Origin of the sequence: Mesorhizobium sp. M1A.F.Ca.IN.020.03.2.1, from assembly GCF_004023205.1 — a bacterium.
GTDB lineage: Bacteria > Pseudomonadota > Alphaproteobacteria > Rhizobiales > Rhizobiaceae > Mesorhizobium.
In genome coordinates this window covers 5,133-17,026 of the sequence record NZ_RZSV01000117.1, presented here as the reverse complement: position 1 = coordinate 17,026, position 11,894 = coordinate 5,133, and the positions used below count along the sequence as shown (strand labels likewise).

The 11,894-nt window shown below is 64.4% G+C and carries 13 protein-coding genes and 1 pseudogene; 6 read left to right on the top strand and 8 right to left on the bottom strand.

Annotated features, from left to right (window positions below):
- The 3 genes and pseudogenes from EOA79_RS18855 to EOA79_RS18845 form a co-directional block, all read right to left on the bottom strand.
- Nucleotides 1-272: pseudogene (locus EOA79_RS18855) on the bottom strand (patatin); the annotation flags it as partial.
- Nucleotides 273-358: 86 nt separating this feature from the next.
- Nucleotides 359-886 carry a hypothetical protein gene (locus EOA79_RS18850; RefSeq protein ID WP_095824641.1) on the bottom strand — a complete coding sequence of 176 codons (528 nt, stop codon included), beginning with the start codon at nucleotides 884-886 and terminating at the stop codon, nucleotides 359-361.
- A 6-nt stretch (nucleotides 887-892) separates the two neighbouring features.
- Entirely contained in the window at nucleotides 893-1,315 is a 423-nt protein-coding gene (locus EOA79_RS18845; protein WP_095824642.1) for an OsmC family protein, read from the bottom strand.
- A gap of 206 nt (nucleotides 1,316-1,521) precedes the next feature.
- Here EOA79_RS18845 and EOA79_RS18840 point away from each other — a divergent pair, with 206 nt between their 5' ends.
- The 3 genes from EOA79_RS18840 (at nucleotide 1,522) to EOA79_RS32855 (ending at nucleotide 5,111) form a co-directional block, all read left to right on the top strand.
- Nucleotides 1,522-2,766, top strand: a complete 1,245-nt coding sequence (locus tag EOA79_RS18840) for a cytochrome-c peroxidase (RefSeq protein WP_245322373.1) — start codon at nucleotides 1,522-1,524, stop codon at nucleotides 2,764-2,766.
- Between the two features lie 180 nt (nucleotides 2,767-2,946).
- Entirely contained in the window at nucleotides 2,947-4,782 is a 1,836-nt protein-coding gene (locus EOA79_RS18835; RefSeq protein WP_164748258.1) for a tetratricopeptide repeat protein, read from the top strand.
- 185 nt (nucleotides 4,783-4,967) lie between these two features.
- Nucleotides 4,968-5,111 (top strand): hypothetical protein, encoded by a 144-nt coding sequence (locus EOA79_RS32855; protein WP_156751089.1) that lies wholly within the window; start codon nucleotides 4,968-4,970, stop codon nucleotides 5,109-5,111.
- Nucleotides 5,112-5,199: 88 nt separating this feature from the next.
- Here the strand turns inward: EOA79_RS32855 and EOA79_RS18830 are convergent, their stop codons facing one another.
- Complete coding sequence (locus tag EOA79_RS18830) at nucleotides 5,200-5,787, bottom strand: dihydrofolate reductase family protein (protein WP_095824646.1); 588 nt, start codon at nucleotides 5,785-5,787, stop codon at nucleotides 5,200-5,202.
- A gap of 105 nt (nucleotides 5,788-5,892) precedes the next feature.
- On the opposite strand from EOA79_RS18830, the gene EOA79_RS18825 reads away from it, so the two are divergent.
- Both EOA79_RS18825 and EOA79_RS18820 read left to right on the top strand, forming a co-directional pair.
- Complete coding sequence (locus EOA79_RS18825; RefSeq protein ID WP_095824647.1) at nucleotides 5,893-6,309, top strand: helix-turn-helix domain-containing protein; 417 nt, start codon at nucleotides 5,893-5,895, stop codon at nucleotides 6,307-6,309.
- Nucleotides 6,310-6,442: 133 nt separating this feature from the next.
- Entirely contained in the window at nucleotides 6,443-7,165 is a 723-nt protein-coding gene (locus EOA79_RS18820; protein WP_095824648.1) for a 3-keto-5-aminohexanoate cleavage protein, read from the top strand.
- Between the two features lie 40 nt (nucleotides 7,166-7,205).
- On the opposite strand, the gene EOA79_RS18815 is transcribed toward EOA79_RS18820, so the two are convergent.
- From EOA79_RS18815 to EOA79_RS18800, 4 genes are all read right to left on the bottom strand, one after another.
- A complete protein-coding gene (locus tag EOA79_RS18815; protein WP_095824649.1) occupies nucleotides 7,206-7,607 on the bottom strand; it encodes a GFA family protein in 402 nt (133 codons plus the stop codon).
- A 78-nt stretch (nucleotides 7,608-7,685) separates the two neighbouring features.
- Nucleotides 7,686-8,678 carry an adenosine deaminase gene (gene add, locus EOA79_RS18810; protein WP_095824650.1) on the bottom strand — a complete coding sequence of 331 codons (993 nt, stop codon included), beginning with the start codon at nucleotides 8,676-8,678 and terminating at the stop codon, nucleotides 7,686-7,688.
- A 142-nt stretch (nucleotides 8,679-8,820) separates the two neighbouring features.
- A complete protein-coding gene (locus EOA79_RS18805) occupies nucleotides 8,821-9,879 on the bottom strand; it encodes a Gfo/Idh/MocA family oxidoreductase (protein ID WP_095824651.1) in 1,059 nt (352 codons plus the stop codon).
- A gap of 89 nt (nucleotides 9,880-9,968) precedes the next feature.
- Nucleotides 9,969-10,754 carry a ThuA domain-containing protein gene (locus EOA79_RS18800; RefSeq protein ID WP_127335194.1) on the bottom strand — a complete coding sequence of 262 codons (786 nt, stop codon included), beginning with the start codon at nucleotides 10,752-10,754 and terminating at the stop codon, nucleotides 9,969-9,971.
- 217 nt (nucleotides 10,755-10,971) lie between these two features.
- On the opposite strand from EOA79_RS18800, the gene EOA79_RS18795 reads away from it, so the two are divergent.
- The gene (locus EOA79_RS18795) at nucleotides 10,972-11,727 is read left to right on the top strand and encodes a DUF4239 domain-containing protein (RefSeq protein ID WP_095824652.1); all 756 of its coding nucleotides are present in this window, start codon (nucleotides 10,972-10,974) and stop codon (nucleotides 11,725-11,727) included.
- Nucleotides 11,728-11,894 lie beyond the last annotated feature (167 nt).

The window sequence follows — 11,894 nt, the reverse complement described above, 5'->3', positions numbered from 1 at the left end:
TCGTCGATCAGCGTATGCGCTCGCCCGCCGCTGCCGACCGTGACATCGTCGAGCGCCTGAAGCACGCCATAGCTGAAGGCGGTGGCGCGCGTGCCGCCGCCAGAGAAGGACAGCGCGACCACGGTCGACCCGTCGGCGGGAGCATCGGGAATGTAGTCCGGCGAGCCAGGCCCGACTTGCGTCACATGGGTGTTGATGGGCTCGACATCATTGGCGACACATCCGGCCAGCAGCGCTGCTGCCAACACAAGCAAGCCCACACGCCAACGCATCGAGGTCCCCCCGATCGCCCGTTCCCGGCCTCAGTCTATGCGCAGCAGGCAGAGCAAGGCAACGGCCAGCCCCGGGGTCCTTCACCTCAAGCGTTCCGGCGGTACCCCTCCAGTTCCGGATCGAGATCCACCTTCACTCCATTGGTGAAGACGCAGGTCGCCACCATGATGCCGGCGAAGGCGACGAGGTTGACGAGCAGCGTTTCGTCGTAGCGCGCCTTCAGCGCGGCCCAGGTCTCGTCGGCAACGGCATTGGCGTCGGCGGCGAGCGCCCTGCCGAAGGACATCAGCAGCGCTTCGTCCGGGCTGGGTTCGATCGCGTCCGGATCGAGGCCGGAATCGATCAGCGCGCGACGGAAGAAGGTGACCGGGACCTCGGCGCGCATCGTCTCGGCGATCGCCTTCGAAAACAGCCAGATCGCCCGGTCGTCGAGCGTAGGACGCAGGAGATCGCGCAGCGTGAACCATTCGGCGTAGATGCGGTGCGCGGCCGGGGAGTGAAGCAGGATGCGCTTCATGTTGGTCATGCGGCCGCGCAGCGCAAGCTCCCGGTCATGCTCTGCGCGGATTTCGTCGGAGGCGGTCGCATAGTCGATCGCAGAGAGATGCGCCACGGCCCCTCACCCCAGCGTCGCGTGCAGCGCCGGCGCGCCGCGAAGCGTGTTGGAGACGGTGCAGATCGTCTCGGCATCCTCGACGATGCGCTGCTTGGTCGCGGCGTCGAGGTCGCCGGCAATCTCCAACCGGATATTGAACCTTTCCACCCGCGACGGCTCGTCCTTCGCCTTCTCGCCGCCGACATCCGCCCTCACCTCGCCAAGCCGGTCGGCGGCGCCGAGGCGGGTGGCGGCGATGCGGGCGCTCAGCACCATGCAGGCGGCCAAGGAGGCATAGAGCAGGTCGAGCGGGTTGAAGCCCGGCGCGCTGACCGCAGTCACCACGTCGACCGTGCCGCCGGTCGGCGTCGTCACCGCCGGCAAGCCGCCCGGCGGCAGCACGGCGCAGGCGCCGGTAGCACGGGTTCTGATCTTCAGCTCGCTCATCGAAAGTCCTTCGTCCGGGTTTGGAGGCCATTGATAGCGGACGGGAATCTATCTCGGCAACCATCCAGGGCACAGCTGCGGTTCTCTTCGTGCGAGGTGGTCCGTGGAAGGGCTGATCTGCCGCGTTCCGGCTTGGCAATTTGCCTCCGCCAGTCAACAATCCGCGGCACCGCGCTGCTGGGCCAATGGAAACGGGATTGAGGGTCATGACACCACGGAAATTTGCCACGCACGCCGCTCTCGCCGTCGCTGTTCTTTGGCCCGCCGCCGGCCAGCCGGCAGATGGCGTCCATCCTGGCCCGATGTCGCGCACGCAAGCCTTCGCACGCGCCGAAGCACTGACAGCGATCGGGCGAAAAATGTTCTTCGACCCATCGCTGTCGGCTTCGGGCAGACAGGCCTGCTCGTCCTGCCACGATCCCAACCACGCCTTCGGTCCGTCCTCCGCCGCGCCGGTCGAGATGGGCGGGCCGAACCTCGACCGGCCTGGCCTGCGAGCGGTGCCGTCGCTGCGCTACCTGCAGGCGGCGCCCGCCTTCACCGAGCATTTCTACGATTCCGAGGACGAGGGCGACGAAAGCGTCGACAATGGCCCGACCGGCGGATTGACTTGGGACGGGCGCGCCGACCACGGCAAGGACCAGGCGAGGATCCCGCTGCTGTCGCCGTTCGAGATGGGCAACAAGGATGAAGCCGCCGTGGTCACCGCCTTGCGCAAAGCGCCCTATGCCGACGCGTTCAAGGCGGCGTTCGGCGCGGATATTTTCGACCATCAGCAGGATGCCTTCGACGCGGCGGTCGAGGCGCTCGGCACCTTCGAGCAGAGCAGCGCCGACTTCTACCCCTATTCCAGCCGCTACGACGCCTTCCTTGCCGGCAAGGCGCAGTTGACCGCGCAGGAGTTGCGCGGCCGTGCGCTGTTCGAGGACGCAAACAAAGGCAATTGCGCGAGCTGCCATCTGAGCGAGCCGGCAAATGACGGCGAGCCGCCGCAATTCACCGATTACGGCCTGATCGCCATCGCCGTGCCGCGCAACCAGGCGATCCCGGCCAACGCCGATCCCAATTATCTCGATCTCGGGCTGTGCGGGCCGCTGCGGGCCGACTTCAAGGGCCGGAGCGAGTATTGCGGCCTGTTCAAGACGCCGACCCTGCGCAATGTCGCGCTGCGCAAAAGCTTCTTCCACAACGGCTATGTCCACTCGCTGCGCGAGGCTGTCGCCTTCTACGTCACTCGCGACACAGATCCGGGGCGCTGGTATCCGAAGAACGCGGACGGCACGGTCGAGAAATTCGACGATCTGCCAAAGGCCTACTGGGGAAACCTCAACACCGACCCGCCCTTCAACGGCAGGAAACCAGGCGAGAAGCCGGCGTTGACCGACGCCGAGATCGACGACATCGTCGCTTTCCTCGGCACGCTGACCGACGCGGACCAGGCCGGGCAGTGAGGCTCGGTCAGACGCGGCTGACAAGCGATCGAACGACGCAACCAGCGATTGCTCGCTGAGGCGTCTTTGCTAGAATGCGGCGGGCACCGCTCGTAGCGGCGCACGGGGGCATTTGGAATGGCGGGGTTGGCGACTCATTGTTGGGGATGGCCGCGGCCTGTGCGGCCGATGCTGGCGTTGATGTTGTTGTCCCTCGTCGTTGCGGAGCCGTCTTCGGCCGCGATCCATGAGTACGACGATCATCCGGCCTGCGACGGCAAGACTGTCGAACCTGCTCGGCGCATCGTCGCCTGCACACAGGTCATCGAGGATCGATCGGAGACGAAAGGCAATCACGTGGCCGCTTTTGTCATACGCGGTACTGCCTTCGCGGCGCAAGGCGACCTCGATCGCGCCATCGCCGACTACAGCGAGGCGATCAAGATGGATCCGAAACTCGCCAACGCGTACTACAACCGTGGCAACGCCTGGCGCGGAAAAGGGGAGCCCGATCGAGCCATCACCGATTACGACGAGGCGATCAATCTCGACCCGAACGGCGCCGACCCCTACTACAACCGCGGCGTGACGTGGGCCGACAAAGGTGAGAACGATCGGGCCATTGCAGACTTCGGCATGGTGCTCAGGCTGACGCCGGCCGACGCCGGTGCCTATTGCAACCGTGGCAACGCGTGGTTCAACAAGAACGAACTCGGTCGTGCCATCGACGATTTCGATCGGGCCATCAAGCTCAAGCCAACGGACGTGGATTGCCTGAACAGTCGGGCCGACGCCCTGGCCGGCATGGGCGACGAAGCGCGCGCGCTTGCCGATCACGAGACGGTGATTCGCCTCGATCCGAACAATGCGCACGCACTCTATCGACGCGGCAACGCCCGCTCGAATATGCGCGACTATGACGGCGCAATCGCCGACTACAACGGGGTCATCGCTGCCGACCCGAAAGATGCGAGCGCCTATTACAACAGGGGCCTCGCCTTGTGGAACACGGGCGATCTCGACCGGGCGCTGAGCGACCTCGATAGCTCGATCAGCCTCGACCCGAAATTCGCCGTCGCCTATCGCACCCGGGGATCAGTTCGAATCGACAAGGGCGATTTCGACCGAGCCATAGCCGACTATGACCAGGCGATCGCCCTTGATTCAAAGCAGGCAGGCACCTTTTTCGCCCGAGGCTCGGCTTGGTCGATGAAACGCGACTACGACCGCGCCATTGCCGATTTCGACCAGGCGATCGCTCTCGATCCAAAGTTGGAGGGCGCCTATGCCGGCCGTGGCTTGGCCTGGCTTCGCAAGGGCGACAATGACCGCGCCGCCGCCGACTATGACGAGGCCATCGCGCTCGACCCGACGGATGCCAGTGCTTTCAATTGGCGAGGCTTCGTATGGGCCAGCAAGGGCGACTACGACCGCGGTATCGCCGATTTCGACCGGGCCATCGAGATCTACGGCAAGAATGCGGGATTCTTCTACAATCGCGCCAAAAGCTGGACGGCAAAAGGGAACTACGAAAAGGCCATCGCCGACTACGATCAGGCAATCGGCCTCGATCCCAACTTCGCCAACGCCTACCGGGGCCGCGGCCTGGTGCATTTCTATGCGGGCGCGCTCTCAGATGCGCAGTACGATTTTCGTCGATTGGCCGCCCTGAAACCCGACGATCCTTATTCCGCGATCTGGCGCGACTTGGCCGAGCGCCACGCCGGCGGGCAAAGCGAATTGCGTGCTGCGACAGGCAAGCTCGATATGACGAAATGGCCGGCACCAGTCGCGCGCATGCTGCTCGGCGACCTAGCGCCGGCCGAGGTGCTGGCGGCCGCGGACGACCCCAATCCGCAAACCAGGCAGGGGCAGGTGTGTGAGGCCAATTTCTATACCGCGGAACTCAGTCGGTTGCAGGGGCACAGCGACGAGGCGGTGCGGCTCTACCGGCTCGCGGTAAGCGATTGTCCCAAGAGCTTCGTCGAGTATCGCGGCGCGACGATGGCCTTGAAGGCGCTCTACGCTTTGCCGTAGCGACCTCGAGGATATCGACGCGATAAAGCGCCCTATTGCTGAACCGATCGGAAAGCGCACCCTGTGTGAGCCAGTCACAGACCGACAGAAAGCATCTGCTACATTAGCATCTCGTCAGAGCGGGGGCTCAAATGAGATTCGTAGCGGTGCAAGAACCGCCTCATCATAGCTGGGCGGTGCTCGACATGGCCAATGACAAGCCCGCCGAACATGCCGGGCGCGCGCTCATCGGTCTCACGTCGCACGAAGCCCGGCGGTTCGCCGCCGCGGCCAACGACGAAGCGGGGTATCGGGAAACCAACGCGCTGGCGTCGCATCCAGGCGGATAAGGCATGGCACTGACGGTTCGCAATTCGCCGGGAAACGACAAGCGAACAAGCGGTTGAGACGGCGTGCTGCCAGATTGATTCAAGTGCCTCACCCCGCCGACGCGTAGCGGTTCACCACCATGCCGCAGGCATAGGCTTTCGAGCCGGTGAGCTTCAGCCTGGCGAAGCCGCCCTGATCGAAGATGCGACGACCGGCACCCAGCACCGCCGGGTTGATGAAGAGCTGGAACTCGTCGACCAGCCCGGCGGCGATCACCGCCGAGGCGAAGCCGGCGCCGCCGAACACGGCAATGTCGCCGCCCTCGCTCGCCTTCAGCGCATTGATCTCACGCGGCAGATCGCCGCTCGCAACCCTGGTACGCTCCCACCGCGACGCCTTCAGCCTGTCGCTCAGCACCACCTTGTCAGCTGCGATGATACGCTGGGCAAAGGCATAAAAACGGTCTCGCGGAAATTTCCTCGCCGCATTGCCCCAGTGATTGAGGTAGCCCTCCTCGGCCATCTTGCGGCTGAGCAGAATCGTGTCGACGGTTGCGAACACGGCATTGAAGTCCTGCTTGAGCTCGTCGTCCCAGTCGCTCTCGTCGCCCCATTCCCAAAGCTGCCAACGACGGTTCTCGTCGGCGCCGACGAAGCCGTCGACCGACATCTGCATTTGCAGGATGAGCTTTTTCATTGCGCGGTCCTCTCGCATCTCCAAACACGGTTTACTTTTGAAATCATTTGACGCGCGGAAGGAATGCTGTCAATTGAAAAGTGATTTACAAATGGAACTAACTTCATGTCCACGAAGGAAAGGTCCGGCTGCCCGATCAGCCTGTCGCTCGAGCTCATCGGCGACCGCTGGACGCTACTCATCATCCGCGACCTGGCCTTCGCCGGGAAAAGGCATTTTCGCGAGTTCCTGCAGTCGGACGAAGGCATCTCGTCGCGCACGCTGGCAGAGCGGTTGCAGACCCTGGTCGACAAAGGCGTCCTCACCCGCAGCGACGACCCGACCCACAGGCTGAAAGCGATTTACCGGCTGACCGAGGCCGGCATCGACCTTTTGCCGATACTCGCCACGCTTGGCGCTTGGGGCAGCAAATATCGAAAGGCGGATGAGGATTTGGCGCGGGTTTCCAAGGAACTAGCGGCAGGTGGCCAGCCGGCGCTGGAGCGGATGAAGAAGAGGTTGAGGAAGGAGCATTTGGGGTAAGGCGTTCCACGCTCCCAATTGCCCAAAGTCGAGTTCTACGGCGAAGGATCGGCGTCGATAAGATCCTGCCCGCAGGTTCCGTTTCCCGTCTATGCTCCCTGCGCTAGACTCCGCCTGAACAGGATCGACCGCCATGATCGTCCAGGCCTGCATCAACGGCGCCCGCGCCGCGGATTTCCACCTCGCCCTGCCGCTCGACCCGGATGCCATGGCACGCGACGGCGCGGCCTCGGTTGCGGCGGGTGCCGCCGAACTGCATGTGCATGCGCGCGGCGCCGACCGGCAGGAAAGCCTTGCCACGGAAGCGATGGACTGGACGATGACGGCGCTGCGCCGCGCCTGCCCCGGCACACTGATCGGCGTTTCGACCGGCGCCTGGATCGAGAAGGACGACAGGCGCACGATTGCGGCCATCGCCGGCTGGCATGAGCTGCCCGACTACGCCTCGGTCAATCTCAGCGAGGCGGCGGCGCCCGAAGTGATGGAAGCGTTGCACGACCGCGGCGTCGGCATCGAGGCCGGGCTGGCGTCGATCGGCGATGCGCTCAGGCTGGCCAGCCTCGATCATGGCCGCCGGGTGCTGCGCGTCCTGATCGAGATTTCCGAGCAGACGCTGGAGGAGGCCTTTGCCTTCGCCGACGGCATCGAAAAGCTGCTGCAACGCGAAGGCATTCACCGCTCGATCCTGCTGCATGGCGAGAACGCGACCGTGTGGCCCTTCGTCGAGCGGGCGGCGGCGCGGAAGTTTTCGACCCGTGTCGGGCTCGAGGACGGTAAGGAGTTGCCTGATGGGACGGTGGCGGACGGGAATGCGGCGCTGGTGAAGACGGCGGTGAGGATCTATCGCCGGGCGTGACTTGGTTCCTCGCCTCATGGGGAGGACCCAAGGCCAAAAGTCAGCCGAACTTCGTCAGCGGCTTGGCGGTTATCTCGACCCATTCGCAGCGCCGGCTGCGGTGGTAGAAGGATTGGAAGGGCGGCGGGAACGACGGATCCGCGAACGCCCCTACCGGAATTGCAGTTAGGCCGGGCTGCGTGTCGATGCGATAGTGCACTGTGGTCCCGCAATCAGGGCAGAAGCTGTAGGTTATCCGCCCGCCCTGCTCGCCGGTGCGCGTGAACTGCAGCGCGCGCCCGTCTATCGTCACATCGGCCTCGGCAAAGCGCACATTGTAGCTGAAGGCGCTGCCTGTGCGCCGCTTGCAGTCGAGGCAATGACACACCGAGATGCGCACCGGCTCGCCCGCGCAGGTGGCCGACAGCTGACCGCAGGAACATTCGGCGCGTCGCGTGACCATGCTGGCTCCTTTCGACCGAGTCTCGGCACCTTATGCAGTTCGGCGGCGTGGTGAAAGCACCTATCCGCCGAGCGTCGCCTACCCCTGCCAGGCCGTCAGATCCGCCAGTATCCGCGCCTTCACCGCCGGGTCGGCGTAGCTCGCATGCACCGATGTCGCGGCGAGCTGGCGGATGGTTTCACTGTCCCAGGCGAAGGTCTCGGCGCAGGCGGCGTAAGAGGCTTCGAGCGTCGTGCCGAGCAGCGCCGGATCGTCGGTGTTGATGGAGACGGGAACGCCGGCTTTGCGCAGAGCGTTGATCGGATGCTCGGCAAGCGAAGGATAGACGCCGAGTGCGATGTTGGAGATCGGGCAGACGCCGAGCGGAATTCGCCTCTGTGCGAGCAGGTCGACCAGAGCCGGCTCCTCGATCGCGCGAACGCCATGGTCGATGCGATCGGCGCCAAGCAGCTCGATGGCGTCGCGAACGCCCTCGGGACCGCTCGACTCGCCGGCGTGGACGGTGCGTCGCAATCCGGCCGTGGCGGCGCGGCGGAACGCCTCGGCAAAGCGCGGACCGGTGCGCCCGGCGGCCGCCTCGTTGCCGTCGATCGAAAGGGCCACGACGCGCGGGTGCCTGATCCTGCTCAGCAACTCCACCAGTTCGATGGCGTCCTCGGCCGACTGGGTGCGCAGCAGGCTGATGCAGAGCCCGACCGGCGGGTATCCATCCTGCTCGGCCGCCGCGAACCCGGCATCGAAGGCGTCGATCATGCCGGCGATGTTCCGGTGCCAGTGCGGCCAGTGGGTCGGATTGACGATGACATCGGCGTAGCGCACGCCGCTCTTGGCGATGCGCCGCGCAAATTTATAGGCGGTGATGGCCAGCTGCTCGCGCGTGCGAAACGTGCCGCACAGCCAGTCGAGCATTTCGAGGAAGCTCTTCAGATCATGCGCCTCGAAGAGCCTGTCGCGCGGCGCGCGCAGCGGGATGCCAGCCTCCTCGCAATTCCTGATCACGTCGTCGGCCTCGAAGCAGCCCTCGACGTGGATGTGCACTTCGGCCTTCGGCAACCCGATATAGTCGGTCAATGAAGCCTCCCGAGCTTTGTGGCGGCATCAAATCACGAAAGGCGAGATCAAGGCTTCAAGAAATGATTGAAAGATTTGTGTGTGATGGCCGCCAGTCTTCCCCCGTTGCGGGCCGTTGCGGGGGAGATCGGCAGGTTCGGCCTCACTGCGTGTCCGCGTGGGCTCTCAGCTCGGCGCGCTTCTCGTCCGACACCACCGCCAGATCCAGCACCTTCTGCAGACCCGCCGCATGGCGGAAATTGGGCTCGGCCTGCTCGCCGCTTTTCACCGCCTCGGCGAAGCGCTGGTAGTTGGTCGGCACGGTGCCGGCGTCAAACTCTTCCCATTTGGCGTCCTCGACATTGGCACCGATGCAGCCCTTCAACATCGAGCCATTGAGATTGTGCACCACCTCGATGCCGCCCTTGTCGCCATAGATGCGCAGCCTGAGCTCGTTGAGATGGCCGCTCGCCCAGCGGCTGGCATGCACCACGCCAAAGGCGCCGTTGGCGAAATCGAGCGTCATGGCGAAGCTGTCATTGGCGTCGAGCTGGTAGTCGCCGATGCGGTTGCCCGGCGCCTTGTCGAAGGCGCGCAGCCGGCAGAATACGTGGTCGATATCGAGGGCGGCGCCATAGCTGGCGAAGTCGAGGATGTGGATGCCGACGTCGCCGAGCACGCCGTTTGAGCCGTGGCCGCGCGAGAGCCGCCAGAGCCACTTGGGGTCGCTTCGCCAGTCGCCCCAGAATTTCGATACCAGCCAGCTCTGCAGATAGGAGGCCTCGACGTGGCGCACCGTGCCGATCTCGCCGGCCTGCACCATTTGTCGCGCCTTCTGCAAAGGCGCGACGTTGCGGTAGGTGAGGTTAACCATGTTGACGACGCCGGCGGCTTCCGCCGCATCGGCCATCTCGCTTGCCTTGCCGAAATTCTCCGCCAGCGGCTTTTCGCAAAGCACCGGCTTGCCGGCGGCGATCAGCGCCATCGTGGTCGGGTGATGCATGCGGTCGGGCGTGACATTGGCGACCGCGTCGAAACCGCCCCAGTCGAGCGCCGTCTCCAGCGAGGTGAAGCGCTTCGGGATCTTATAGGCGTCGGCATATTCGCCAACGCGGGCCGGATCGACATCGACGGCACCGACGATGTCGACGCCTTCGATGGCGCCGAAGCGGCGGGCATGCTCCTGCGCCATCCAGCCGGTACCGAGTATCAAAAGCCGCATTTTGCTCCTCCAGAGGAATTGGTTCGATTCAATGATATGAGGCGGGCGATCTAATTGTTGCTTGTACGCAATCCCAAACAGAAAACGGTTTAGCGGAAACCAGCCTCGCCGGGCGCATGCAGCTTGCCGCCGCGTTCGACGATCGGCTCCAGCGCCTTCTCCACCGGCACGTTGGGTGCTTTGAGGATGCCGGAATTCCTGCCCTGCGGGTTGTGCGCCCACTTCACTCCGTTGCGCAGCACCTTGTGCACGGTCGCGTCGTGGTAGGTCGGATAGGTTTCGTGGCCCGGGCGGAAGTAGAAGACATTGCCGGCGCCGCGCCGGTAGGTAAGGCCTGAGCGGAACACCTCGCCGCCCTGGAACCAGGAGATGAAGACTGTCTCCAGCGGCTCCGGCACGGCGAACTGCTCGCCATACATCTCCTCGTTCTCGAGCTCGAAATACTCGCCGATGCCTTCGGCGATCGGGTGGCTGGGGCTCGTCACCCAGAGCCGTTCGCGCTCGCCGGCCTCGCGCCATTTGAGCGTGCAGGGCGTGCCCATCAGCCGTTTGAAGATTTTCGAGAAATGGCCGGAGTGGAGCACGATCAGTCCCATGCCTTCGAAGATGCGGCGTGCGACGCGCTCGACCACATCGTCGGCCACCGCGCCATGGTCCTTGTGACCCCACCAGACGAGCACGTCGGTCTCGGCGAGGCGGGATTCAGGCAACCCATGCTCCGGCTGCTCCAGCGTCGCGGTCGAGGCGGAGATCGCCTTGTCTGCGTTGAGCGCGTTGGCGATGGCCGTGTGCATACCTTGCGGATAGATGCCGGCGACCACCTCATTGGTCCGCTCATGGATGTTCTCGCCCCAGACGACAGCGCGAATTGTCATGGATTGCCTCGTGATGGTGAGAGGGTGGAGCCGCCCGGCGCAATAGATAGCGTCTTCGGCCGGCATTGGAAGCGGTTTTTGCCCTTCGCTCCGCTGCACATGACGACGAGCCGGAAAGCATCGTTCGCGAACAACCACATACGCCTGTATGCTTCCGCTTTGATTCAACCACCTCCACCCAATTGGCAACCGTCCTTTCCCGTGCGCAATATCAGCTATGGGCGAAGTGCTTATAGGGGCGGCGATTTTTGCTTGTCTGGCCGGGGCGTCGCTGGTCAGCCTGATGGTGCATGAGCGCTTCCCTGCTCACCACCTTGGCGACGATACCAGCGCGGTGGTGCGGCTCGCCGCGAACCTCTTCATGGTGATGTCCTCGCTGGTCCTCGGCCTGATGATCAACTCGGCCAAGAACACGTTCGAATCCATCAACGTCAACGTCCACACCTTCGCCACCGATCTCATTCTGCTCGACAGAACGCTCCGACACTATGGACCGGAGGCGGACGGCGCCCGGCAATCGCTCACCGCCTATGTGCAGCGCGTCGTCGATACCTCGACGGCCGACAGCGACACGACGGTCGTCCCGAACAGGCTGTCGGAACTGCTGCTCAATCAGGTCGGCGATATCGTGGGCGGATTGACCCCTGCGAACGCCAGGCAGACCGCCGCGCAACAGGCGGCGACGCAGCAGTTGCAGAAGGTGATCGCGCAGCGCTGGATCCTGGCCGAGCAGTCCGAGGGTGCCATCCCCGCGCCGCTGATCGCGCTGCTCGTTGCCTGGCTGACGCTGATCTTCGCCAGCTTCGGCTTCCGAGCACCGTGCAATGGAACCATCATCTTCACGTGCCTCATGTCCGGGGCGCTGGTGGCCGCGGCAATCTATCTGATCATCGACATGGACAGCCCCTTCTCCGGCCCGATCCAAGTCTCGCCGGCGCCCCTGCAGAGGGCGCTGGCGGAACTGACGCAGTGAAGGTCAGGCACGACCGAACATCTCGATCAACAGCTTCGCCGCTACCGCCGCACCGTCGGCGCGGACCGAACGGGCAACCTCGCTCGCACGGATGCGGGTTTCGGGCGCCAGCGCCGTCTCCATCGCCGCCGACAATGACCCCGCTGTCGGAACCGGGCCGTCATGAG

Coding starts and splice junctions, on each gene's coding strand:
- EOA79_RS18805 (WP_095824651.1), bottom strand. CDS start 9,879: ATGCGGCTTTTGATACTCGGTACCGGCTGGATGGCGCAGGAGCATGCC.
- EOA79_RS32855 (WP_156751089.1), top strand. CDS start 4,968: ATGGCCAATGACAAGCCCGCCGAACATGCCGGGCGCGCGCTCATCGGT.
- EOA79_RS18840 (WP_245322373.1), top strand. CDS start 1,522: ATGACACCACGGAAATTTGCCACGCACGCCGCTCTCGCCGTCGCTGTT.
- EOA79_RS18845 (WP_095824642.1), bottom strand. CDS start 1,315: ATGAGCGAGCTGAAGATCAGAACCCGTGCTACCGGCGCCTGCGCCGTG.
- EOA79_RS18815 (WP_095824649.1), bottom strand. CDS start 7,607: ATGGTCACGCGACGCGCCGAATGTTCCTGCGGTCAGCTGTCGGCCACC.
- EOA79_RS18835 (WP_164748258.1), top strand. CDS start 2,947: ATGTTGTTGTCCCTCGTCGTTGCGGAGCCGTCTTCGGCCGCGATCCAT.
- EOA79_RS18830 (WP_095824646.1), bottom strand. CDS start 5,787: ATGAAAAAGCTCATCCTGCAAATGCAGATGTCGGTCGACGGCTTCGTC.
- EOA79_RS18795 (WP_095824652.1), top strand. CDS start 10,972: ATGGGCGAAGTGCTTATAGGGGCGGCGATTTTTGCTTGTCTGGCCGGG.
- EOA79_RS18800 (WP_127335194.1), bottom strand. CDS start 10,754: ATGACAATTCGCGCTGTCGTCTGGGGCGAGAACATCCATGAGCGGACC.
- EOA79_RS18820 (WP_095824648.1), top strand. CDS start 6,443: ATGATCGTCCAGGCCTGCATCAACGGCGCCCGCGCCGCGGATTTCCAC.
- EOA79_RS18825 (WP_095824647.1), top strand. CDS start 5,893: ATGTCCACGAAGGAAAGGTCCGGCTGCCCGATCAGCCTGTCGCTCGAG.